General features: G+C 72.8%; 21 protein-coding genes and 1 pseudogene. 12 read left to right on the plus strand and 10 right to left on the minus strand.

The annotated features are described in order from the left end of the window. Positions 1-7 precede the first annotated feature (7 nt). Positions 8-547 carry a TetR/AcrR family transcriptional regulator gene (locus IRY44_RS01095; protein ID WP_194798607.1) on the minus strand — a complete coding sequence of 180 codons (540 nt, stop codon included), beginning with the start codon at positions 545-547 and terminating at the stop codon, positions 8-10. A gap of 84 nt (positions 548-631) precedes the next feature. Here IRY44_RS01095 and IRY44_RS01100 point away from each other — a divergent pair, with 84 nt between their 5' ends. Then, positions 632-1,075: a DoxX family membrane protein gene (locus IRY44_RS01100; RefSeq protein WP_194798608.1), complete on the plus strand. Its 444-nt coding sequence runs from the start codon at positions 632-634 to the stop codon at positions 1,073-1,075. 59 nt (positions 1,076-1,134) lie between these two features. Here IRY44_RS01100 and IRY44_RS01105 read toward each other — a convergent pair whose 3' ends face one another. Further along, entirely contained in the window at positions 1,135-2,757 is a 1,623-nt protein-coding gene (locus IRY44_RS01105; protein WP_194798609.1) for a DHA2 family efflux MFS transporter permease subunit, read from the minus strand. A 54-nt stretch (positions 2,758-2,811) separates the two neighbouring features. Here IRY44_RS01105 and IRY44_RS01110 point away from each other — a divergent pair, with 54 nt between their 5' ends. From IRY44_RS01110 to IRY44_RS01125, 4 genes are all read left to right on the plus strand, one after another. Further along, on the plus strand, positions 2,812-3,327 hold the full coding sequence (locus IRY44_RS01110; protein WP_194798610.1) for a MarR family winged helix-turn-helix transcriptional regulator: 516 nt from the start codon (positions 2,812-2,814) through the stop codon (positions 3,325-3,327). A gap of 61 nt (positions 3,328-3,388) precedes the next feature. Beyond that, on the plus strand, positions 3,389-3,907 hold the full coding sequence (locus IRY44_RS01115) for a MarR family winged helix-turn-helix transcriptional regulator (protein ID WP_135243310.1): 519 nt from the start codon (positions 3,389-3,391) through the stop codon (positions 3,905-3,907). Next, positions 3,901-5,634, plus strand: coding sequence for an ABC transporter ATP-binding protein (locus tag IRY44_RS01120; RefSeq protein ID WP_194798611.1), 1,734 nt, complete (start codon positions 3,901-3,903; stop codon positions 5,632-5,634). The genes IRY44_RS01115 and IRY44_RS01120 overlap by 7 nt, the downstream gene beginning before the upstream one ends. Before the next feature lie 92 nt (positions 5,635-5,726). Next, positions 5,727-7,682 (plus strand): ABC transporter ATP-binding protein, encoded by a 1,956-nt coding sequence (locus tag IRY44_RS01125; protein ID WP_370584830.1) that lies wholly within the window; start codon positions 5,727-5,729, stop codon positions 7,680-7,682. A gap of 70 nt (positions 7,683-7,752) precedes the next feature. Here IRY44_RS01125 and thrS read toward each other — a convergent pair whose 3' ends face one another. Further along, positions 7,753-8,967 carry a threonine--tRNA ligase gene (thrS, locus tag IRY44_RS01130; RefSeq protein WP_194798613.1) on the minus strand — a complete coding sequence of 405 codons (1,215 nt, stop codon included), beginning with the start codon at positions 8,965-8,967 and terminating at the stop codon, positions 7,753-7,755. Positions 8,968-9,469: 502 nt separating this feature from the next. Here thrS and IRY44_RS01135 point away from each other — a divergent pair. The 4 genes and pseudogenes from IRY44_RS01135 (at position 9,470) to IRY44_RS01150 (ending at position 11,358) form a co-directional block, all read left to right on the plus strand. Further along, positions 9,470-10,093 (plus strand): DedA family protein, encoded by a 624-nt coding sequence (locus IRY44_RS01135; RefSeq protein WP_194798614.1) that lies wholly within the window; start codon positions 9,470-9,472, stop codon positions 10,091-10,093. A 28-nt stretch (positions 10,094-10,121) separates the two neighbouring features. Further along, positions 10,122-10,280: pseudogene (locus IRY44_RS01140) on the plus strand (type II toxin-antitoxin system RelE/ParE family toxin); the annotation flags it as partial. Then, complete coding sequence (locus tag IRY44_RS01145) at positions 10,277-10,609, plus strand: helix-turn-helix domain-containing protein (RefSeq protein ID WP_121684334.1); 333 nt, start codon at positions 10,277-10,279, stop codon at positions 10,607-10,609. The pseudogene IRY44_RS01140 and the gene IRY44_RS01145, both read left to right, overlap by 4 nt. A 95-nt stretch (positions 10,610-10,704) precedes the next feature. Further along, complete coding sequence (locus IRY44_RS01150) at positions 10,705-11,358, plus strand: DUF998 domain-containing protein (RefSeq protein ID WP_194798616.1); 654 nt, start codon at positions 10,705-10,707, stop codon at positions 11,356-11,358. Between the two features lie 18 nt (positions 11,359-11,376). Here IRY44_RS01150 and IRY44_RS01155 read toward each other — a convergent pair whose 3' ends face one another. Continuing rightward, positions 11,377-12,780: an NAD(P)H-quinone dehydrogenase gene (locus tag IRY44_RS01155; RefSeq protein ID WP_194798617.1), complete on the minus strand. Its 1,404-nt coding sequence runs from the start codon at positions 12,778-12,780 to the stop codon at positions 11,377-11,379. Between the two features lie 165 nt (positions 12,781-12,945). On the opposite strand from IRY44_RS01155, the gene IRY44_RS01160 reads away from it, so the two are divergent. Next, positions 12,946-13,401, plus strand: a complete 456-nt coding sequence (locus IRY44_RS01160; RefSeq protein ID WP_194798618.1) for a gamma-glutamylcyclotransferase — start codon at positions 12,946-12,948, stop codon at positions 13,399-13,401. A gap of 75 nt (positions 13,402-13,476) precedes the next feature. On the opposite strand, the gene IRY44_RS01165 is transcribed toward IRY44_RS01160, so the two are convergent. From IRY44_RS01165 to IRY44_RS01180, 4 genes are read right to left on the minus strand one after another with little or no spacing between them, the layout of a single operon-like run. Further along, a complete protein-coding gene (locus IRY44_RS01165; RefSeq protein WP_194798619.1) occupies positions 13,477-14,439 on the minus strand; it encodes a GNAT family N-acetyltransferase in 963 nt (320 codons plus the stop codon). 42 nt (positions 14,440-14,481) lie between these two features. Further along, positions 14,482-15,222, minus strand: coding sequence for a hypothetical protein (locus IRY44_RS01170; protein ID WP_194798620.1), 741 nt, complete (start codon positions 15,220-15,222; stop codon positions 14,482-14,484). Positions 15,223-15,259: 37 nt separating this feature from the next. After that, complete coding sequence (locus tag IRY44_RS01175; RefSeq protein WP_194798621.1) at positions 15,260-16,186, minus strand: hypothetical protein; 927 nt, start codon at positions 16,184-16,186, stop codon at positions 15,260-15,262. A gap of 2 nt (positions 16,187-16,188) precedes the next feature. After that, positions 16,189-16,818: an MBL fold metallo-hydrolase gene (locus IRY44_RS01180; RefSeq protein WP_194798622.1), complete on the minus strand. Its 630-nt coding sequence runs from the start codon at positions 16,816-16,818 to the stop codon at positions 16,189-16,191. A 124-nt stretch (positions 16,819-16,942) separates the two neighbouring features. On the opposite strand from IRY44_RS01180, the gene IRY44_RS01185 reads away from it, so the two are divergent. Continuing rightward, positions 16,943-17,947 carry a DUF4349 domain-containing protein gene (locus IRY44_RS01185; RefSeq protein ID WP_194798623.1) on the plus strand — a complete coding sequence of 335 codons (1,005 nt, stop codon included), beginning with the start codon at positions 16,943-16,945 and terminating at the stop codon, positions 17,945-17,947. Here IRY44_RS01185 and IRY44_RS01190 read toward each other — a convergent pair. After that, positions 17,904-19,163, minus strand: a complete 1,260-nt coding sequence (locus IRY44_RS01190; protein ID WP_194798624.1) for an amidohydrolase — start codon at positions 19,161-19,163, stop codon at positions 17,904-17,906. The two genes, IRY44_RS01185 and IRY44_RS01190, sit on opposite strands and share 44 nt — an antisense overlap. Before the next feature lie 472 nt (positions 19,164-19,635). Then, the gene (locus IRY44_RS01195; protein WP_135243294.1) at positions 19,636-21,219 is read right to left on the minus strand and encodes a methylmalonyl-CoA mutase; all 1,584 of its coding nucleotides are present in this window, start codon (positions 21,217-21,219) and stop codon (positions 19,636-19,638) included. Between the two features lie 203 nt (positions 21,220-21,422). On the opposite strand from IRY44_RS01195, the gene IRY44_RS01200 reads away from it, so the two are divergent. Beyond that, on the plus strand, positions 21,423-23,432 hold the full coding sequence (locus tag IRY44_RS01200) for a serine/threonine-protein kinase (RefSeq protein ID WP_194798625.1): 2,010 nt from the start codon (positions 21,423-21,425) through the stop codon (positions 23,430-23,432). Positions 23,433-23,447 lie beyond the last annotated feature (15 nt).

The raw sequence follows: 23,447 nt of genomic DNA on the forward strand, positions 1-23,447 counted from the left end.
GGCCGGCTCAGTCGAACAACCGCCTGATCACGCTACGGGCGGCGGCCTCCGGGTCGTCGCCCACCCGTGATGGCAGCGCGCCGGAGAGCCAGAGCGTGGCGAAGCCGTGCACGATCGACCAGGCGGCGAGCGCGTCGGCGTCCGGCTCCCGCCCGGTGTGCCGGGCCACCCCCTCGCGCAGCACGTCGCCGGAGCGGGCGCGGGCGGCGACCAGTTCCGGGTCGTCGGCCCGGTACAGCTCGGGCCGGAACATGACGTCGAAGTGCGCCCGGTGCCGCACCGCGAACCCGACGTAGGCCACGCCGGTGTCGAGCAGGTCGTCCCCGGCCTGCCGCAACGCGTCGGCGAGCAGGTCGAAGCCCTGGGCGGCGAACGCGGTGAGCAGCCCGGCCTTGTCGCCGAAGTGGTGCGCCGGCGCGGCGTGCGAGACCCCGGCGCGCCGGGCCAGCTCACGCAGGCTCAGCGCGGCCGGTCCGGACTCGGCGATCGCCTCGGCGGCGGTGCTCAGCAGGACGCGGCGGAGGTCGCCGTGGTGGTACGAGGCCATGCCGTCACCCTAACTTGTCATTGACAAGATGGCACCATCGACGCAATCTTGTCAGCGACAAGATGTTCGTCGGAGGGATCGACAATGGCACCCCTGATCGCACTGTTCGCCGGCACCGCGCTGGCCCGGATCGCCGGCCTGCTCGGCGTGGACGCCCTGGACGGGTGGCACCCCGCGCTGCGGGTGGGGCTGGCGCTGATGTTCGTGCTGACCGGCGTGGCCCACTTCGCGTCCCGCCGCGCCGACCTCATCGCGATGGTTCCGCCGGCGCTGCCCCGGCCGGATCTGCTGGTCACCGTCACCGGCGTACTGGAACTCGCCGGCGCGCTCGCCCTGCTGTTCCCGGCCACCGCGCGCCCGGCGGCGGCCGGGCTGGTGCTGCTGATGCTCGCCATGTTCCCGGCGAACGTGTCGGCCGCACGGCGACGGCTCACGCTCGCCGGGCGCCCGGTGACGCCGCTCGGCGTCCGTACCGTGCTCCAGGTCGTCTTCGTGGCCGCGGCGCTGGCGGTGGCCCTCGGCGGATGACCCGCCGCCGACCCGGCCGCCCGCGCCGAGCCGGCGGGACGAGAACGGCGGAACCCGGCTCAGGCCCGGGCCGGCTCCGCCTCGGCGGGCGGGCTGTCCCCGGTCTCCTCGGCGCGCACCGTCGGCAGGCGCAGGCAGGCGACCAGGCCGATCAGCAGGAATCCGGCGCCCGCGAAGGCGGCGTACCGGGTGGCCTCGGAGAACGCCGCCTTCGCCTCCTCGGCGATGGGCGCGGTACGCGGGTCCGCCTCCAGCCCGCCGATCGCCGCGCCGGCGCTCTCCTTGACCGCGCTCACCACCTGGTCCCGCTGGGCGGGGGTGAACCCGGGCTGGTCGGCCAGGCGGTCGCCGAGGAGCCCGCCGAGGCCGGCGAAGAGCACGGTGCCGAGCACCGCGATGCCGAGCGCGGAGCCGACCTGCCGGGCGGTGCTCTGCAGGCCCGAGCCCTGGCCGCTGCGGCGTACCGGCACCTGCGACAGGGAGACGCCGGTGAGCTGGGCGGTGGCCAGGCCGACGCCGACGCCGTACACGAACAGGAAGCCCAGTGGCGCCCACCAGCTCGTGTCCGGCGCGACCACGAGCCCGAGCCCGGCCACGCCGACCAGTTCGGCGGCGACGCCGAGCTGCACCACCCGGGCCGCACCCCAGCGCTGGGTCAGCGGCGCGCCGATGCCGCTGGCCAGGAAGCTGCCGACGGCGAGCGGCAGCAACGCCAGGCCGGTCCGGAAGGCGCTGTAGCCGAGCACGTTCTGGAACCACAGCGGCAGCGCGAACAGCAGCCCGAACTCGCCCAGGCTGACGATCGCGGCGGCCAGGATGCCGTTGCGGAACGAGCCGATGCCGAACAGCGACAGGTCGAGCAGCGCGGGACGGCCCGCCCGGTTGCGGCGTACCTGCTGGGCCAGGAAGATCCCGAGCGCGACGAGGCCGACCAGCGCGGCCACCGGCACCGGCGAGATCGACGCGGTCCAGTCCAGCCCGAAGAGGCTGAACGGCCGCTCCCGCTCCCACCAGCCGTAGGTGCGGCCCTCGATCAGCGCGAAGACGACGCCGGTCATGCCGATCACCGAGAGCAGCGCACCGAGCAGGTCCAGCCCGCGCTCGGCCCGCTCGTCGCGGGACTCGGCCACCAGCACGAGCGTCGCCACGATCACGGCCAGGCTGACCGGGACGTTGATGCCGAAGGCCCACCGCCAGGAGTACGTGGTGGTGAGCCAGCCGCCGAGCAGCGGCCCGAGCGCCGCCGCGCCACCGATCGTGGAGCCCCAGACGGCGAACGCGATGCCCTTCTCCCGGCCGGTGAAGTTGGCGTTCAGCAGGGAGAGCGAGGTGGGCAGCATCATCGCCCCGCCGACACCCTGGAGCACGCGGGCGGCGATCAGCGTCTCGCCGGAGCCGGCGAGCGCGGCGAGCACGCTGGCGACCACGAACACGGTGACACCCACGAGGAACATCCGCCGCCGCCCGGACCGGTCGGCGAAGCGGCCGGCGACCAGCAGCAACGCGGCGAAGACCAGGGTGTACGCCTCCTGCACCCACTGCGCGTCGGTGGAGGTGATGTCGAGGTCCCGGATGATCTGCGGCACCGCGACGTTCACGATCGTGGCGTCCACGATGATCATCGCTACGCCGAGGCTGATGGCCAGCAAGCCGAACCAGCGGCCGCGCCCGTCGCCGCGCATGGCGCCCTCCCTTTAGCTAGATTTTCTAGCTACCTGAGATGCTAGCTTTATCCCGTGGAGGGGGTGCCGTCAACCGGAGAGTCCGCGCGGGTCGCGCCGCCGAGCAGCGAGGCGTCCCGCGCACTGCGCGACGTGCTGCGCCTGGCCGGTGACACCCGGGCCGCGCTGGCCCGCCGCCTGGGCCTCAACGCGACAGACGCCGCCGCGATCGACCACCTGGTCTCCAGCCCGGAGCCGCTGGGCCCGGTCGAGCTGGGCAACCGGCTCGGCATCCGATCCGCCTCGGCGACCACGCTTGTGGACCGGCTCGTGCAGGCCGGTCACGTCACCCGGACCCCGCACCCGCACGACAGGCGGCGGCTCAGCCTCCAGGTGACCGAGAGCGCCGTCGGCGAGGTGCTGGAGGCGCTGCGTCCGATGCTCGTCGGCGTCGACCGGGCGGTCGCCCGGCTCACCCCCGAGCAGGCCGAGGCCACCACGGCGTTCCTGCGCGAGGTCACCGAGGTGATGCGGGAGTACGTCGCCACCGCCCCGGACGAGCCGCCACGCGCCCGCGCCGACCGCGGCTGAGGAGATTCTCAGAATTAGTTTGGGCCCTGATGGTTCGGGGGCTAACCTGACGCTCGTGAACATGGGCCCGCTCGTCCGCTTCCCCGACGCGTTGCACCACGCGCCACTCGGCCGGCTGATCTCGATCGCCGGTCACGTGGTCGAACAGCACTGGGGGCGGTACCTCGCCGAACACGGGCTCACGTCCGCCGGCATGCGGGTCCTGATGATCCTCCTCCGGGCCGGCGACGTGAGCCACCGGGAGATGGCCGAGCTGTGCTTCGTCCGGCCCGCCACGCTCACCGGCATCGTGGACACCCTCGAACGCGACGGCTTCGTCAGCCGCCGCCGCGACCCGGAGGACCGCCGCACGGTCCGGCTCACGCTGACCGACAAGGGCGGCGAACACGCCCGCGCCATCAGCGACATGATCCACAGCGACCGGCCGCTGACGTCGGTCGACGCCGACCCGGCCAACCGGGCGGTGATCCGCCAGTTCCTGATCGAAATCATCACCGGCATGTCCGACGGGGACCTCCGTCGGTTGAACCGGGACAGCGAGTCCGACACCGAGCCGCCAACGGGGAGCCATCTGTGTTGATCCGCCTGCTCCGCACACATCTGCGCCCGTACCGACGATGGCTGGCCGCCGTGGTGGCGTTCCAGTTCGTCGGCACGATCGCCTCGCTCTACCTGCCCAGCCTGAACGCCGACATCATCGACCGCGGCGTCGCCGTCGGCGACACCGACCAGATCCTGCGTACGGGCGGGTGGATGCTGCTCGTCAGCCTGCTCCAGATCGCCTGCTCGATCGCCGCCGTCTACTTCGGCGCGAAGACCGCGATGGCGTTCGGCCGCGACGTACGCGGCTCGATCTTCCGGCGCGTCAACAGCTTCTCCGCCCGCGAGGTCGCCCGGTTCGGGGCGCCGTCGCTGATCACCCGCAACACCAACGACGTCCAGCAGGTGCAGATGCTGGTGCTGCTGAGCTGCACCATGCTGGTCGCCGCGCCGATCATGAGCGTCGGCGGCGTGGTGATGGCGCTACGCGAGGACGTCGGGCTCTCCTGGCTGATGCTGGTCTGCGTACCGGTGCTCGCCGTCGCGCTGGGCCTGATCATCCGCCGGATGGTGCCGGGCTTCCGGCTCATGCAGACCCGGATCGACACCGTCAACCGGGTGCTGCGCGAGCAGATCACCGGCATCCGGGTGGTCCGGGCGTTCGTCCGTGAGCCGTACGAGACCGACCGGTTCCGGGTCGCCAACACCGACCTGACCACCACCGCACTGCGGATCGGACGGCTCCAGGCGCTGATCTTCCCGATCGTGATGCTGGTGCTGAACGTCTCCAGCGTCGCGGTGCTCTGGTTCGGCGCGGCACGGGTCGACTCCGGTCAGATCCAGGTCGGCGCGCTCACCGCGTTCCTGCAGTACCTGATGCAGATCCTGATGGCGGTCATGATGGCCACCTTCATGCTGATGATGGTGCCCCGGGCCGCCGTCTGCGCCGAGCGCATCGAGGAGGTGCTGGACACCGACTCGTCGGTGGTGCCGGCCACCGACCCGGTCACCGAGGTCACCGGCCGGGGCGAGCTGGAACTACGCGGCGCCGGATTCCAGTACCCGGGCGCGAGCGCCCCGGTGCTGCACGACATCTCGTTCCGCGCCGAGCCGGGCCGGACCACAGCGATCATCGGCTCCACCGGCGCCGGCAAGACCACGCTGCTCACACTTATCCCCCGGCTGGTCGACCCGACCGCCGGCGCGGTCCTGGTCGACGGCGTGGACGTACGGGACCTGGCCCCGGACGAGCTGTGGCGGCGGATCGGGCTGGTGCCCCAGCGGCCCTACCTGTTCACCGGCACGGTCGCGAGCAACCTGCGCTACGGCAACCCGGACGCCACCGACGCCGACCTGTGGGCCGCGCTGGAGATCGCCCAGGCGCGCGACTTCGTCGCCGAGATGCCGGGCGGGCTGGACGCGCCGATCGCGCAGGGCGGCACGAACGTCTCCGGCGGCCAGCGGCAACGCCTGGCCATCGCCCGCGCGCTCGTCCGCAAACCGGAGATCTACCTCTTCGACGACTCCTTCTCCGCGCTCGACCTCGGCACGGACGCCCGGCTGCGGGCCGCCCTCAAGCCGGTCACCGCGGACGCGGCGGTGGTGATCGTGGCCCAGCGGGTCTCCACGATCGTCGACGCCGACCAGATCATCGTGCTCGAGGACGGGGGTGTCGTCGGGATGGGACGACATGAGGAACTGCTGGAGAGCTGCCCCACGTACGCCGAGATCGTCGCGTCGCAGCAGACGGCGGAGGTGGCCGCGTGACCTCGTCGGTTCCCCAGCAGAAGAACGAGCCGACGCGGCTGCCACCGGCCGGGCGGCGGCCCGGCGGCGGTCCGCCGCACATGAGCATGGGCATGCCGGCCGAGAAGGCGATGAACTTCGGGCCCTCGGCACGGCGGCTGCTGGCGCGGCTGCGGCCGTACCGGCTCCAGCTCACCGGCGTGCTCGCGCTGGCCCTGGCCAGCGTCGGGCTCAGCGTCATCGGGCCGAAGGTGCTCGGCCACGCCACCGACATCATCTTCAGCGGGGTGATCGGGCGGCAGCTCCCGCCCGGCACCACCACCGAGGCGGCGGCGGAGGCGGCCCGCGCCGAGGGCAACGGCAACTTCGCCGACATGCTGGCCCGGATGGACGTGATCCCCGGCACCGGCATCGACTTCGACGCGCTGGGCCGGGTGCTGGCGTTCGCCGTGGTGCTCTACGTCGGCGCGAGCATGCTCCAGTGGGCGCAGGGCTGGGTCCTCAACGGCGTGGTGCAGCGCACGGTGCTGACGCTGCGCGCCGACGTGGAGGACAAGCTCAACCGGCTGCCGCTGCCCTACTTCGACAAGCAGCCCCGCGGTGAGCTGCTCAGCCGGGTCACGAACGACATCGACAACGTGTCGCAGACGCTCCAGCAGACGCTGAGCCAGTTGCTCACGTCGCTGCTCACCGTCGTCGGCGTACTCGCGATGATGTTCTGGATCTCGCCGTTGCTGGCTGTCGTCGCGCTCGTCGCGGTGCCGCTGTCGGTGGTGGTCACCGGTCAGATCGCCAAGCGGTCGCAGGGCAAGTTCATCGCCCAGTGGAAGCACACCGGCGAGCTGAACGGGCAGATCGAGGAGGCGTACACCGGGCACGAGCTGGTGAAGGTCTTCGGCCGGCAGAAGGAGGTCGAGGCCGCCTTCCACGCCAAGAACGAGGAGCTGTTCCGGGCCGGCTTCGGCGCGCAGTTCGTCTCCGGGCTGATCATGCCGGCGATGTTCTTCATCGGGAACCTCAGCTACGTCGCGATCGCCGTGGTCGGCGGCCTGCGGGTGGCGTCGGGTTCGATGAGCCTCGGTGACGTGCAGGCGTTCATCCAGTACTCGCGGCAGTTCACCCAGCCGCTCACCCAGGTCGCGTCGATGGCCAACCTGCTGCAGTCCGGGGTGGCCTCGGCCGAGCGGGTCTTCGCGGTGCTCGACGCCGACGAGCAGAGCCCCGACCCGGCCGAGCCGGCCCGGATCGCCGACCCGCACGGGCGGGTCGAGTTCGAGCACGTCTCCTTCCGGTACGACCCGGAGAAGCCGCTCATCGACGACCTGTCGCTGGTCGCCGAGCCGGGTCACACGGTCGCCATCGTCGGTCCCACCGGCGCCGGCAAGACCACGCTGGTCAACCTGGTCATGCGGTTCTACGAGCTGGACGCCGGGCGGATCACGCTGGACGGGGTGGACATCGCCACGATGCGCCGCGACGACCTGCGCGGCCGGATCGGCATGGTGCTCCAGGACACCTGGCTGTTCGGCGGGACCATCCGGGACAACATCGCCTACGGCCGGCCGGACGCCACCGAGGAGGAGATCCTCGCCGCCGCCCGGGCGACGTTCGTGGACCGGTTCGTCCGCAGCCTGCCGGACGGTTACGACACGGTGATCGACGAGGAGGGCAGCAACGTCAGCGCCGGGGAGAAGCAGCTCATCACCATCGCGCGGGCGTTCCTGGCCGAGCCGTCGCTGCTGATCCTGGACGAGGCGACCAGCTCGGTGGACACCCGGACCGAGGTGCTGCTCCAGCGCGCCATGGCGGCGCTGCGCTCGGACCGGACGAGCTTCGTCATCGCGCACCGCCTCTCCACGATCCGCGACGCCGACCTGATCCTGATGATGGAGCAGGGCCGGATCGTCGAGCAGGGCACCCACGACCAGCTCGTCGCCGCCGGTGGCGCGTACGCCCGGCTCTACCGGGCGCAGTTCAGCGGCGCGGTGATCGAAGACGAGGTGCCGGCGCCCGCCCCGGCCGGCCCGCCGGGAATGCGTGCCGGCGCCGGCACGCCGGTCGGGAACTGACGTGGACCCGGCCACAGGTCCGACACCGGTCCCCGTCCGGGTGCCTCACCGGCACCCGGACGGGCCGGGGTCAGGCCGGGAGCAGCGCCGCCGACCGGCTCGCGACCACCGCGCCGACCAGGCTCAGCGCATCGGCGGCGGGCATCGGGTCGAGCACCCGGCCGTCGCGCAGGCGCAGCGAGACCGAACCGTCGGCCGCCTCCCGGGGGCCGAGAACCCCGGTGTACGGGACGCGGCGGCGGGACGCGTCCCGGATCCGGGCACCGAGCGAACCGGTGTGGTCCACCTCGACCCGCAGCCCGGCCGCCTCGGCCCGGCGGGCCAGCCCGACGGCCGCGTCGGCCTGCGCCGCGTCGACCGGGAGCAGCAGCAACTGCACCGGGGCGTACCAGGCGGGGAACGCGCCCTCGTGCACCTCGATCAGGTACGCGAACAGCCGCTCCATGCTGCCGACCAGGCTGCGGTGCACCATCACCGGCCGTTTCCGGCGGCCGTCCGAGTCGGTGTACGACAGGTCGAACCGCTCCGGCTTGTCGAAGTCGAGCTGGACGGTGGAGATGGTCGACTCCCGGCCGGCCGCGTCCACGATCTGAATGTCGATCTTCGGGCCGTAGAACGCGGCCTCGCCCGGCGCCTCGACGACGTCCACCCCGTCGAGCGCGGCGCGGAGCAGTTCCTCGGCCCGCGCCCAGCCGGCGTCGTCGCCCACGTACCGCTGGCCCGGCCCGCGCAGCGACAGCCGCAACCCGGCGGGACGGACGCCGAGCGCCGCGTGCGCCTCGCCGATCAGCCGCAGGATCTCGCGGACCTCGTCACCGACCTGCTCCAGGGCGCAGAAGTTGTGCGCGTCGTTGAGCGAGATGGCGCGCACCCGGGACAGCCCGCCGAGCACACCGGAGCGCTCCGCCCGGTACATGCCGCCCAGCTCGGCGATCCGCAGCGGCAGCTCCCGGTAGGAGCGGCCGCGGGCGCGGAACACGAGCGCGTGGTGTGGGCAGAGCGCCGGACGCAGCACGAACTCGTCGTCGGCGCTCAGCCGCATCGGCGGGAACATGTCGTCGGCGAAGTAGCCCAGGTGCCCGGACAGCTCGAACAGCTCCCGCTTACCGAGCGGCGGCGAGTAGACGTGCCGGTAGCCGGCCCGGCGCTCCAACTCCCGGACGTACTCCTCGACGGCGTGCCGGGCGGCGGCGCCGGCCGGCAGCCAGATCGGCAGCCCGGCGCCCGCGAGCGGGTCGGAGACGAACAGCTCCAGGTCCCGGCCGAGCCTGCGGTGGTCGATCATGTCGCTCTCCTTGATCGGGTACGACCCGGAGGCGAGCAGGCCCGGTACGCCGCGAGGCCCCGGAGCGGATCGCCCCGGGGCCTCGTCGACGGAAACGTCAGTGCGGCGCGCCGGGAACACCCGGCGTCGTGGTCACTACCGCACTGCGCATGCCCGGACGATAGGCACGCGGACATCGACGGCGCACCTGAGTTTCGGAGAGTGGGTGCGGGTCGCCGGCACGGGACCTGCCGGCGACCCGCGGCGGCCCGGTCGTCAGGAACGGGGGACCCGACGGCTCCGGTGCCGCGTCCGACCAACGGTACGCCGGGAATCGACGATGCGCCGCCCCGCCCCGTGGTGTACGCGCCGGTGGCCCGTCACTCGCGGGCGGGCCGCCTCGTTTCACACCTACGGCCTGCCGGTGTCGCCTGTCACCGTGCGGCGGGGCCGGTGGCGGTGGCGCCGGACACGGCGTCAGGCTCGATCCGGTCGAACGGAGAACTCCGGCGAGGTGGCGGTCGTGGCCGAGCTCATCTCTGACGTCGCGTCACCCATGTGGGCGTACGCGCTGTTGCTGATCCTGCTGATCGCCGACGCCTTCGTCCCGGTGGTGCCGACCCAGCTCGTCATGATCACCAGTGGGGCGCTGACCGTGTACGGCGGGCTCAGCCTGCCGCTCACCATCGCGGTCGGCGCTGCCGGTGTGTTCATCGGTGACCTGGCCTGCTACCTGATCGGCCGCAGCACGCCGACCCGCCGCGCGGCACGCGCCACGCCACCCGGACGGGCACGCCGGGCGGTCACTCGCGTCACCCGTGGGCTGCGCGAACCGGGGCCGATGGTGATCCTGCTCTGCCGTTTCGTACCAGGTGGCCGGATGGCTGCCTGCTTCTCGGCCGGGCGCAGCCGCTACCCGTACCGGCTGTTCCTGCCCTACGAGGCGGCGGCGGCGCTCGCGTGGTCCAGCTACGGCGCGCTCGTCGGCCATCTGGGCGGTACGGCGCTGACCCACTCGGCGTGGCGGCTGCTGCTGATCGGCGGGGTGGCCGCTGCGGGGTTCGCGCTGGCCGGGTGGGCGATGACCTGGATCAGCAGCGCCCGGCAGACCCGCGCCGAGGCCACCGCCGACTCCACCGGCACCTGACGCGCAGTTCGGAGCGTCGACCTCGGAGGTTCGGATGATCTTCGCGTTCGACCCCTCCCGTGAAGCCATCTTCCTGGTGGCCGGGAACAAGGCGGGGCAGTGGCAGAGTTGGTACCGGCTCGCCATTCCGTTGGCGGACGAGCGGTTCCAGGAGCACCTGATCAACTTGAAGGAAGAACAGCCATGAGTGGTGGGGCGAACTGGCGCGACGTCAAGGCGAAAGCCCGAAGTATCGATCCCTCGTGGGACGACAGCGAGCGTGTGGCCAGGCGGGGACAAATCCGAGAGCAGATGCTGGCTTCGGTCAGCGGCGCGCAGCTGGCGGAGATCCGCAAGCAGCTGGGCATGACCCAGGCCCAGCTGGCGGAAGCGGCCGGTTTGTCTCAGGCACGGATCAGCCAGATCGAGAACGGCGAGAGTGTCAACCTGGACATCCTGCGCGCCTACGTGACCGGCCTGGGCGGCCACCTCGATGTGGTCGCCCGAATCGGGAACATCCGCCTGGACGTGGCCTGACGCGTTCTCGGGGGTCCGGTAGGGGACGACCCGGGTAGCGAAGTGGGTGGTGGTCCCGGATCCGTCTGGGGCGGTTGCGGCGACAGGCTGGCCGTATGCCTGGAACGCGGAGCAGCGGCCTGTTGGCCCTCGGCGGGATCGTCCTGGCGGCGGTGCTCGCAATGGTCGGTCATCTCGAGGTGAGCGACGACCTGGATCCCTGGTCGCTGACCGTCAGCGACTTCGCCGTCTCCGATCGGGGCGGCGTCATCGACACCGCGATGGCGGTGCTCGCGGCGGCCAGTCTGGTGCTGCTGCCGTCGCTGCGCCGGGCCGGTGCGGGCCGGGTGCCGCTCGCGCTGCTGACCGCCTGGTCGGCCGGGCTGCTGGCCGCCGCCGTGGTGCCCACGAACGAGCCGGGTACGCCGATGGACACCGCCGCGTACGTGCACCGGTACGCCTCGGTGCTGTCGTTCCTGGCCCTGCCGGTGGCCGGCTGGCTGCTGGCCCGTCACCCGGTCGCCGGAGCCGCCGCCTGGCTACGCGGGCTGACAGTGGCCAGCCTGGTGCTGGCGGGCGCGATGATCTGGTCCGCCTACCCCGGCGACCGCGCCCTCCTGGGCCTGATCGAGCGCGCGCTCATCCTGACCGAGACAGCCCTGCTGACAACCCTGGCCCTGCACGTCACCCTGACCAAAGTCGTCGATCATGCAGTTGTGGCCCCGCACAGACCGGGCATACCGGTCGGATCGGGGGCCGCAACTCCATGATCGACGAGCAAAGGGGGGCTACTCCAGCTCGTGGAGCATGAGCTGGCGGGCGGCCTCGGTGATCGAGCCGGACAGGCTCGGGTAGATGGTGATGGTGTGCGCGAGCTCGTTGACGGTGAGGTTGTTCTCCACCGCCATCGTGATCGGCAGGATCAATTCGCTGGCCTTCGGCGCCACCACCACGCCGCCGATCACCTGGCCGCTCGCCGGACGGCAGAACAGCTTGACGAAGCCGTCGGCCAGGTCGTCCATCTTCGCGCGGGCGTTGCCGGACAGCGGCAGCATCACCTGGCGGGCCGGGGTCTTGCCGGCGTCTACCTCGTCCTGGGAGACGCCGACGGTGGCCAGCTCCGGGTCGGTGAAGACGTTCGCCGCGACGGTACGCAGCCGCAGCGGCCGCACCGCCTCGCCCAGCGCGTGCCACATGGCGATCCGGCCCTGCATCGCCGCGACGCTCGCGAGCGGCAGCACGCCGGTGCAGTCACCCGCCGCGTAGATGCCCGGCACGTTGGTACGGGAGACCCGGTCCACCGTCACGTAACCGCCCCGGGCCAGCTCCACGCCGTACTCGGCCAGGCCCAGGTCGGCGGTGTTCGGGATCGAGCCGACGGCGATCAGCGCGTGCGAGCCGGTGACCTGCCGGCCGTCGGAGAGCACCACCTCGACGCCGTCCCCGACCCGGCGGACCGCCTCGGCGCGGGAGTTGTTCAGGATGCTCATGCCCCGGTTGCGGAACACCCGCTCGATCGCCATCGCGGCGTCGGCGTCCTCGTGCGGCATGACCCGGTCTCGGCTGGACACGAGCGTGACCTTGACGCCCATGGCGAGGTACGCGCTGGCGAACTCGGCGCCGGTCACCCCGGAGCCGACCACGATCAGGTGCTCGGGCAGGTCGGGCAGGTCGTACACCTGGCGCCAGGTCAGGATGCGCTCGCCGTCCGGTACGGCGGTGGGCAACTGGCGGGGGGTCGCGCCGGTCGCGACGAGCACCGTCGACGCGGCGATGGAGTATTCGGCGCCGCCGCCGGCCGGGGTGACGATCACCCGGTGGGTGTGGCCGAGCGTGTCCTCGCCGAGCCGGGCGGTGCCGGCGACGAACTCGACGCCGGCCTTGACGAGCTTGGTGTGGATGTCGGCGGACTGGGCCAGCGCGAGCCGCTTGACCCGCTCGTGCACCGCCCGCGCGTCGACGGTGACCGCCTCCAGGCCGTCGGAGTGCACCCCGAACTCCTCGGTGTCCCGGTAGCCGGTGACCACCTCGGAGCTGGCGATGAACGTCTTGGAGGGCACGCAGTCGGAGAGCACGCAGGCGCCGCCGGCGCCCTCCGCCTCGACCACCGTGACATCGGCGTCCAACTGCGCGGCGACCAGAGCCGCCTCGTACCCGGCCGGCCCGCCGCCGATGATCACGATCTGGCTCACGGAGCCGTCCCTTCGTTCGCGACTGCGGGGCTCCGCTCCGCTGCACTCCTCGCGCTCACGGAGCCGTCCCTTCGTCTGTGCTCACAGTGACTTTCTTCTCCCCGTCCCGTCCGACACGCACTGTCGTATTCTCCCTCACCCACCAGCCGGGCTATCGTCGTCGCCGTGGGTCTCTACGCTGCTTACGGCTCGAACCTGGATCCCGCCCGCATGCGCGCCTACTGCCCGCATTCGCCGATGGTGGGCACCGGCTGGCTCGAGGGCTGGCGGCTCACCTTCGCCGGCGAGGACGTCATCGGCTGGGAGGGCTCGGTCAGCACCGTTGTCGAGTCCCCGGGCGACCGGGTGTTCGTGGCCCTCTACGACATCCACCCGTACGACGCCGCGCAACTCGACGAGATCGAGGGCGTGACCGCCGGGACGTACCGCAAGCTGACCGTCCGCGTCTCGACGCTCGACGGCGACGTGACGGCGTGGGTCTACGTGTTCGACGGGTACGAGGGCGGGCTGCCCACCGCGTGGTACCTCTCGGAGCTCGCGAACGCCGCGGAGAAGGCGGGCGCGCCGGACGACTACGTCACCGAGCTGCGGTCCCGCCCCACCGGCACCGCGTCGGCGTAGCGCGTCTCCCACACCCACAGTGTGCGCCGGGCGGCCGTACCCGCGCTCGGCGACCCCGGCACGAGGGGTGCCGGGTCACACCCGCGAGGCGGGCACGCTGCGCTCGTACATGTCGGCCCAGTGCTCCTCCACCAGCCCGACGGAGCGGTAGAGCGTGACCGGCGCGGTCGGGTTGGCCAGGTCGACGCCGAGCCCGGCGCCGGTGCGGCCCTTCGCCGCGTAGACCGCGAACGCCCGGCGCAGCAGCGCCGCGCCCACCCCGCGACGCCGGTACGCGGGCAGCACCGACAGCGTCCGCACCCACCCCCGGTCCTGGTCGAGTGCCTGGTCGGAGGACTGGAGCGCACCGGCCGGTTCGCCGTCGACCTCGGCCAGGAACCACTCGTCCCAGACCTTGCCGTACGACGGCAGCAGGTCCCGCCACTGCGCGAAGTCGAGCGGGTCGTGGTCGGGGGTGTCCCGGAACGCGGTGTCGTAGATCCGGTGGAACAGCCGCAGGTCGTCCTCGTCGTCGGCGCGCAGCGGCCGGACGGTCACCCCGGGCGGGGGCGCCGGCTCGGCGGGCAGGTCGGCGAGCGAGCGGCTCATCCGGATGTAGCGCTTGATCCGGGTGAACCCGGCCTCGGTCAGCTCACCGGCCCAGCGGGTCTCCGGCGCGTACACGCCGGCGCGCGCGGTCAGCGCGGGCAGGCCGCGCTCGGCGGCCCGTTCGGCGACGCGTTCCAGCAGCCGGGCCAGCAGCGGCGCGCGCAGGTCGGCGCCGCGGTCGGGGTCGACGAGCACGTCCACCCACTCCCGGCCGACGCCGCTCGGGTTGGCCAGGATCGACCAGGCCACCGCCGTGCCGTCCGGATCGGTGACCAGCCACGAGTCCCGGGCCGGGTCGACGAACGGCGCGGTCAGCGCGGACCGTACGTCCTCGTCGTCGAAGTCGGGGTGGCCCACGGCGAACGTGTCGGCGGCGTGCACCACCGCCAGGATCGCGGGTATGTCGTCGAGGGTCGGGCGGCGGGCCGACCAGCCTGCGGGGAGCGTCACGGGCCAGATCGTGGCAGCCGGACCGGCCGGATCGCCTCCCATTTATCCGCCGCGGGCGCGCTGCCGCGCGGCGCCGAGCAGGCCCAGCAGCTCAGCACCCTCGGCCGCGCTCAACGCGCGGAACGCCGCCGAGGCCAGCCGGTCGGTCACCGCCTCGGCCCACAGCCGGCGCCGCACCAGCGGCCCGACCGGCGGGTACGGGGGCACCCAGCCGCACGCCGCGGCACCGGCCTCGCCCTCCGGCCCGGCCAGTACCGCCTCCAGCGGTGTCAGTCCGGCCGCGCGCACCGCCAGCAGGTACGCCCCGGCGAAGTGTTCACGCAGCAGCAGCATGCCGACCGCCGCCCGCGCACCGGGCGAGGGATCGGGTACCGGCATGGCCCGCCAGGCGGCGAACAGCGGCATGCCGCTGCCATCCGCCGCGTCGACCGCCCGGCCCAGTAGCGCGGCGAGCCGGGACGACTCGGCGCCGTCGCCCAGCCGGGCGGTGCCCCACCGGCAGCACTCGGCCAGGTTGGCGGCGGCCACCTCCAGCGGCGGGACGGTGCGCGCGGCGGCGTCCCAGCCGTCGGTGACCGCCTCGGGAGCGATGAAGCCGAGCGCCGCGGCGACCGTCTCGGCGCGGACGTCACCGAGCGCACCGGCCCGCCCGGTGATGTAGAAGGCCCACCCGGAGATGCCGAGCAGCCGCGCCCGGCGCAGCGTGGACGGGCAGCGGGCGAACGCCTCGCCGAGTTCGAGCACCAGCGGTTTGCAGGCGGCGGCGAGCTGTTCCGGAGTCATCGGCCGCCCGTCACTCCACCGTAGCCATTCATCACGCTCAGTCTGCCCGGTCGTCACCGGTGTCGGCATCCCCCTCTTCGGCGTCCAGCGCCTCCAACACGGCCTCCACCTCACCGGCCCGGCGCCGGGCCGCGGTGACCGCCCGTTCCGCGCCCCGGCGGGCCAGCCGGGCCCGGCTCAGCTCCTGCTCGGCCACGGCCCGGCGACGCTCCAGCTCGGCCAGTTCGGTCTCGATCCGGTCCAGCGTCGCGGCGCCGTCCCGCTCGGCCGCGTCGGCCGCCGCCAGCTCCTTCTCGGCCCGGTCCAGGTCCGCGCGGGCGCGGGTCAGCTCCCGGGTCGCGGTCCGCCGCCGCCCGGCCCGTTCGGCCCGCGTCGCCCGCTCGTCGCGGGCCCGGCGCGCGTCGGCCCGCTCGGCCGCCCGATCCGGTACGACGGGCGTCTCCTCGCCCCCCGTCACGAGCCGCAACTGGGGGCGGGGCACCTCGCCGAACCCGGCGTAGTGGCTGGCCCGCAGCAGGCGTCCGGCGCGTACCTGTTCGGCCACCTCGGTGTCCGACAACGCGGCGTTGAGTGTCGCCTCCACCTCGCCCAGCGGCAGCTTCCCGACCGGGGGCGCGGCGGGTTCGGCGGCGGCGAGCCGGCGTACCTCCGCCACCAGCGCGCCCACGACGGCGCGCCGCTGCGCGGACAGTTCCCGCAGCGTGCCGCCGCGCAGGTCGCGTTGCGCGGCACGCAGCGACTCGGCCAGCCGGCTCAGGTCGGCGACCAGCTCGGGCCGGCGGATCGCCAGCAGGTTGACCAGCCAGGCCGCCACCGTGGGCCGGCGCAGCCTGCCGATCTCCCGGGCGGTACGCGGGTCGCCGGACTGACGCGCCTGCGCGACGGCCTCGTCCCGGGCCGCCACGAACCGGTCCGGGGGCGTGGCGTAGAGCCGCCGGATCACCTCCGCGGGCACCTCGGTCATGGTCAGGCGTCGATCCGGGTGCCCGGCTCCAGACGGCGGTAGTCGGTGTTGGACATCGCCGTGTACTGCCGGTCCAGCACACCGAAGCCGTTGTCGTTGAGCAGCCCGTCGTGCAGCGCGTACGCCCGGCGCGGCGCGACCGCGCGGATGAAGTCGACCACCTCGGAGAACTTCGACCAGGGTGCGTGTATCGGGGCGAACAGCGTGTCCACCTGCACGTCGTCGGGCACGAACAACGCGTCGCCCGGGTGGTACACCACGTCGGCGAAGAGGTAGCCGATGTTCTGGATCACCGGGATGTCCGGATGGATGACCGCGTGCTGCCCGCCGTACGTCCGCACCGGCGTCCCGGCGACGGTGAGCGACTGTCCGGGCTCGACCGTCACCAGCGCCTCGGCGGCGTCGCCGAGCACCCCGGCGAGCGAGGCGGGACCGTGCACCGGCACCGGCCGCCGTTCCAGCGCCCGGGTCAGCGCGCCGACGTCCACATGGTCCGGGTGCTCGTGGGTGATCAGCACCGCGTCGGCACCGTCCAGCGCCGCCGGATCGCTGAAGACACCCGGGTCGACGACGAGCACCGCACCGTCGTGCTCCAGCCGGAGGCAGGAGTGGGCGAATTTGGTCACCTGCATCGTGACTCCTCGCTTATCGAATCGTGATGTCCTCAGCGCAGTCTGCCGGAACCGGCGCGACCACGCGTCACGTCCGAGGTATCGGTCCCGGCAGTCGGGGCCGCCGACGATCGGAGTACGGGGCATGGGTGGACGACGACTCCGGGGCGTGGCCCTGGTGGCTGTGGGTCTGATAGCAGCGCTGGGTGTGGGCGCGTGCGGCGCGGGCGGTGACAGTGGCAGCGACTCGGCCGCGCCCGCCGCCGACGGAGGCGCGGGGCGCGAGCAGGCCGCCGAGGGCGGTGCGGACAGCGACCAGGCGGCCCCGGGCGGCACCGGCGGCGCGGACCTGCGGGTCGACCAGCGGTCCATCATCTACACCGGAACCATGCAGGTCCGGGTGGACGATGTGGAGGCCGCCGCGCGGGAGGCGACCACAGCGGTGACGGCGGCCGGCGGATTCGTCGGCGCCGACCGGCGGTCGAGCCGGGCCGCCGAGGCGCGGGCGGCGCTGACGCTGCGCGTGCCCGCCGACCGGTTCACCGCGGTGATCGACCGGCTCGCCGGTCTCGGCCGGCAGGAGCGCCGGGAGATCCGCACCGAGGACGTCACCGAGCAGGTGGTCGACCTGGACGCCCGGATCGCCACCCAGCGGGCGCGGGTGGAGAGTTCCCGCAAGCTGCTGGCCCGGGCCACGTCGGTGGACGAGCTGGTCCGGCTGGAGAACGAGGTGGGCACCCGGCAGGCGGACCTGGCCGCGCTGGAGGCCCGCAAGCGCCGGCTCGCTGACCTGACCTCGCTGTCCACCATCACCGTGACGTTCCTCGGTCAGGACGCCAGCACCGCCGAGGAGGAGGCTGACCTGGGCTTCCTGGCCGGGCTGGGCGGCGGCTGGACGGCGTTCCTGGCCTCGGCCCGGGTCCTGCTCACAGTGCTCGGCGCGGTGCTGCCGTTCGCGGTGGTGATCGGCGTACCGCTGTGGTTGCTGCTCCTGTGGCGGCGCCGGGTGCGGGCCCGGCGGACGCCGCCGCCCGGCCCGGGTGCGATGCTGCCGCCCGGCCTGGGCCCGATGCCGCCGGGCCCGGCCGGGCCGGCCGACGGTCCGGTCAGCGCGCCGCCGCCAGTGCCCGCAGCGCGGTCTGGACCATGAGGCGTACGCCGGCCTCGATGGCGCGCTCGTCCACGTCGAACGAGGCCCGGTGCAGGTCCACGTTGGGCCCGCTACGGCCGACGCCGAGGCGGGCGAGCGCACCCGGCACGTGCTCCAGGTACCAGGAGAAGTCCTCGCCGCCCATGCTCTGCGGCGTCTCGGCGATGCCGTCGGGGCCGAGCGCCGCGGCGGTGGCCGCGGTGAGCACGCCGATCGCGCCGGCGTCGTTCGTCACCGGGGGCCGGCCGCGCAGGTATTCCAGGTCGACTGTGGCGCCGGTGGGGGCGAGCACGTCCCGCACCACCTGAGCCACGATCTCGGGTGCCTGGTCCCAGGTGTCGCGGTCCATCACCCGCAGCGTGCCGGCCGCGCACGCCTCGGACGGGATGACGTTGTAACGGGTGCCGGCCGAGGCGTGGCCGAACACCAGCAGCAGCCCGCTGTTGGCCGGCACCCGGCGGCTGATCAGCGTCGGCACCTCGGTCACCAGCCGGCCGAGCGCGTCCACCAGGTCGACGGTCAGGTGGGGGCGGGCGGTGTGCCCGCCCGGCCCGGTGAGCCGGACCGTGACGTTGTCGGCGGCGGCGGTGATCGGGCCGACCCGCAGGCCGACCTTGCCCACCGGCAGGTTCGGGTCGCAGTGCAGCGCGAAGATCTGCACCACGTCGTCCAGGCCGCCGGCCTCGATGACCTCGAGCGAGCCGCAGGGCAGGATCTCCTCGGCCGGCTGGAAGATCAGCCGGACCCGGCCGTCGAGCCGGCCGGTGTCGGCGAGCTGGGCCAGCAGCATGCCGACGCCGAGCATCACCGACGTGTGCACGTCGTGGCCGCAGGCGTGGCAGACGCCCTCGACTGTCGAGCGGTACGACACGTCCTTCGGGTCGCTCAGCGGCAGCGCGTCGATGTCGGCGCGGAGCGCGATCACCGGCCCGTCCGGGCGCCCGTTGATGTCGCAGATGACGCCGTTGCCCTTCGGCAGCAGACGCGGCTTCAGCCCGGCCAGGGACAGCTCGCGGTGCACCAGCGCGGCCGTCTCGAACTCCTCGCCGGACAGCTCCGGGTGGGAGTGGATGTGACGGCGCGTCTCGATGAGGCCCGGTACGCGCAGAGCGAGCAGATGGTCGAGCTCGAAGGGCAGGGGCTGGTAACCGGTCGGCGCCTCGGGCCGGGACGACGCCAGCGGGCCGCCGGAAGGCAGCGTCAACGCACTCGTCACGTCGAATTCTCGATCACTAGAAGTGGATGGATCTTCGGGTCGGACAGCAGACAGCCTAGACCTCCGACGGTGACGCTGCGCAACATCTTTCGCGTAGCGGTCGGACCGCGCAGCGTCACGAATGCCCTGGTGGGAGGGCTCGAATATCTGCGGGACAGCAGGTAGATCGCGGTCGAACGCCGTCATCCGCCTCCCACCTCCTACAACGCGTAACCGTTTCATCGGCCACAAATAACGACCCGTCGTTCCGAATTGTCGCATTAGTCGTGGCAATTAACTGCCGCTCCGACAATTGCACGACAACTGTCGGCTGCCGGAAGACTCCCGACGGTGACACGAGCGTCCGACCGCCGACCGCACAGGCTGTCCGTCCCGTTCACCCGATCCGGTTACCCGAATCGCCGAATCGCACACGCGAAAGCGGCCCGCACCGCGCACTCAGGGTGCGCGGCGGGGCCGCCGCCGGGACGATTCAGAACCGGTCGCTGGGCCGGTAGATCCCCCACACCTCGCGCAGCGTCCCGCACACCTCGCCGACAGTGGCGCGGGCGCGCAGCGCCTCCTTCATCGGGTAGAGCACGTTGGCGTCCCCCTCGGCGGCGGCACGCAGTTCGGCCAGGGCCCGCTCCACCGCGCCGGAGTCCCGCTCGGCGCGCAGCCGGGCCAGCCGCTCCCCCTGCGCCGCCTCGATCGACGGGTCGACCCGCAGCGGCTCGTACGGCTCCTCCTCGTCGATCCGGAACCGGTTGAGCCCGACCACCACCCGCTCGCCCGAGTCGATCTCCTGGGCGATCCGGTACGCGGACTGCTCGATCTCCCGCTTCTGGAACCCGGCCTCGATCGCGTCCACCGCCGAACCGTGGTCGAAGACCCGGTCCATCAGCTCGGTGGCGGCCGCCTCCACCTCGGCGGTCATCGCCTCCACCACGTACGACCCGGCGAACGGGTCGACGGTGGCGGTCAGGTCCGTCTCGTACGCCAGCACCTGCTGGGTCCGCAGCGCCAGCCGGGCCGCCTTCTCGGTGGGCAGCGCGATGGCCTCGTCGAAGCTGTTCGTGTGCAGCGACTGGGTGCCGCCGAGCACCGCGCCGAGGCCCTGCACCGCCACCCGGACCAGGTTCACCTCCGGCTGCTGGGCGGTGAGCTGCACGCCGGCGGTCTGGGTGTGGAACCGCAGCATCATCGACTTCGGGTTCTTCGCGCCGAACTCGTCGCGCATCAGCCGGGCCCAGATGCGCCGGGCCGCGCGGAACTTCGCGACCTCCTCCAGCAGCGTGGTGCGGGCCACGAAGAAGAACGACAGGCGGGGCGCGAAGTCGTCGACGGCCAGACCGGCGGCGAGCGCCGCGCGGACGTACTCCACGCCGTTCGCGAGCGTGAACGCCACCTCCTGCGCGGGCGACGCGCCGGCCTCGGCCATGTGGTAGCCGGAGATCGAGATGGTGTTCCACTTCGGCACCTCGGCCCGGCAGTAGGCGAAGGTGTCGGCGACCAGCCGCAGCGAGGGCTTCGGCGGGAAGATGTACGTCCCCCGGGCGATGTACTCCTTGAGGATGTCGTTCTGGATGGTGCCGTTGAGCGCCGCCCCCGGCACGCCGTTCTCCTCGGCCACGAGCTGGTAGAGCAGCAGCAGCACCGAGCCGGGCGCGTTGATGGTCATCGAGGTGGAGACCTTGTCCAGCGGGATGCCGCCGAACAGCGTGCGCATGTCCTCGATGGAGTCGATGGCGACGCCGACCTTGCCGACCTCACCGTGCGCGATCGGGTCGTCCGAGTCGTACCCCATCTGGGTGGGCAGGTCGAACGCGACCGACAGGCCCATGGTGCCGGCGCGCAGCAGCTGGTGGTAGCGCGCGTTGCTCTCGGTCGCGGTGCCGAACCCGGCGTACTGTCGCATGGTCCAGGGCCGGGACGTGTACATCGTCGGGTAGACCCCGCGGGTGTACGGGAACTCGCCCGGCTCGCCCAGCCGGGCGTCCAGATCCGCCGGAAGGTCTGCCGCCGTGTAGACGCCCTGGATCGGGAAACCCGACTCGCTTGACCGCGCATCGCTCATTACCGGATGGTAGGACGCGCAGACCGCCTGGTGGGTGAGGGATACCGCACACCTCGCGGCGGCGACCCACCGGAGGTGAGCAACCGACCACATACCGTCGAGTAGGTAAACGCCCGCCGCGTCGGGTTTCGCATCGGGCGTCGGAACCAGCAAGATAGAGGGGTTGTGTCCCAGCCCCCTCGATATCCCCCGGTGGCTTTTCTGTGACTCAGATTCCGACGTGGAGCGGCGGACCGGCCAGTCCCCCCACTGGACGCGCGGCGCCCGGCACCACCATCGGTGGTCGCTACTCGCTGCGCTCCCCGGTGGGCAACGGAGGCATGGGCACGGTCTGGCGGGCCACAGACACGTTGCTGCGCCGTGATGTGGCGGTCAAGGAGGTCGTCCTCCCGCCGGGGCTCGCCCCGAGCGACCGCGACGCGCTCTACGAACGGACGCTGCGGGAGGCCCGAGCCGCCGCGGCGATCCAGCACCCGGCGGTGGTGCAGGTCTACGACGTGGTCACCGAGGGTGGCCGCCCGTGGATCGTGATGGAGCTGCTGGACGCCCGCAGCCTGGCCGACATGGTGATCGAGGACGGGCCGGTCGCGCCACGCGCCGTCGCCAAGATCGGGATCGCGCTGCTCGGCGCGCTGGAGGTCGCGCACGCGATCGGCGTGCTGCACCGCGACGTGAAGCCGGCGAACGTGCTGATCTGCACCGATGGCCGCTGCGTGCTCACCGACTTCGGCGTCGCCCGGATGCCCACCGACGTGCAGCTCACCACGCCCGGCATGGTGCTCGGCTCGCCGCACTTCATCTCGCCCGAGCGGGCAATGGGCCAGGAGTTCGGGCCGCCGAGCGACCTGTTCTCGCTCGGTGTGACGCTCTACACCGCGGTCGAGGGCCGGCCCCCGTTCGACAAGGGCGACCCGATCGAGACCATGCACGCGGTGGTCGAGGACCCGCCCGCCACGCCGCAGCGCAGCGGCCCGCTCACCGGGGTGCTGATGGGGCTGCTGGAGAAGGACCCGGCCCGCCGGATGGACGTGCACCGCGCGCGCGCCAACCTGCGCGAACTGCTCGCCGGGCCGCTGACCAGCACCGCGACCGCCGTAAACTCGGTCACCGACCCGTACGCGGTGGTCCCGGTGCCGCGCCCGACCACGCCGCCGGCGATCGCCGCGGAGCCGAAGCCGAGCGGGCAGATCGGCGGCCGGGCGATGATCGGCCCGGACGAGTCGCTCACCGACCGCCTCGCCGCCCTGCGTCGCGGCGAGCGGCCCCAGGCCGAGAAGGCCGCAGCGGGTGCCGCCGCGCTCGACGAGACCAGCGCCGACGCGCTGGCCGGTCCGCTGCACACCCCGACCGGCGCGATGTCCGGGCCGGGCACGCCGGACGCCACCCAGCGCATCTCGCCGGACGCCACGGTCCGGCTCGGGGCGGGCGCCGGTGCGGACGCGACCCAGGCGGTACCCGCCACTTACGGCCGCACCGTCGACGCCACCCAGCCGGTGTACGGCGCCGGCAACCAGTGGTCGGTGCCCGGCACCGGCCAGGCGTGGACCACCCCGGCCACCGCACCCGCCGCCGGTGGTGGCGGCCCGCTCGGCACGGCCAAGGGCCTGCTCGGCCGGGTGAAGGCGTGGCCGCGCAAGGTCCAGCTCGCCGCCGCCGGTGGCCTCGCCGTGGTGCTGCTGGTGAGCGTGATCGCGTTGACCAGCGGCGGCGACGACGCTCCCCCGCCGATCGTGGGCGCGCTGCCGTCGAACTCGGCCGCCGCCTCGCCGGTGGAGATGCAGGAGCAGACCGTCAAGGGCATCACCGTCCAGGTGCCGAAGGGCTGGGACCGCAAGACCGGTGGCGTCTTCGTCGACTACGTCGACCCGCAGGACGAGAGCCGCAAGGTGCGGGTGCTGGCCGAGAACTGGGGCGGCACGTCGGTCAGCTGGGCCGAGTTCGCCTCCCGCAACCTCCGCGACAAGAGCAAGTCGTGCGCCAAGCCCTACGAACAGCTCGCGATGACCGAGACGACGCTGGCCGGTAAGCCGGCCGCCGAGTTCGAGTACACCTGCGGCGAGGGTGACGAGAAGCGGCACGGCGTGTGGCGGGGCGTGGTCCAGGGCGGCAAGGTCTACTCGTTCTACCTCTCCTCCAGCGACGCCACCTTCGCCGAGAGCAAGCCGATCTTCGACGCGATGGCCGGCTCGTTCCAGCTCACGGCGGCGAACTGAGTCGAGGCCGACGGT

Origin of the sequence: Micromonospora sp. ANENR4, from assembly GCF_015354395.1 — a bacterium.
Lineage (GTDB): Bacteria > Actinomycetota > Actinomycetes > Mycobacteriales > Micromonosporaceae > Micromonospora > Micromonospora aurantiaca.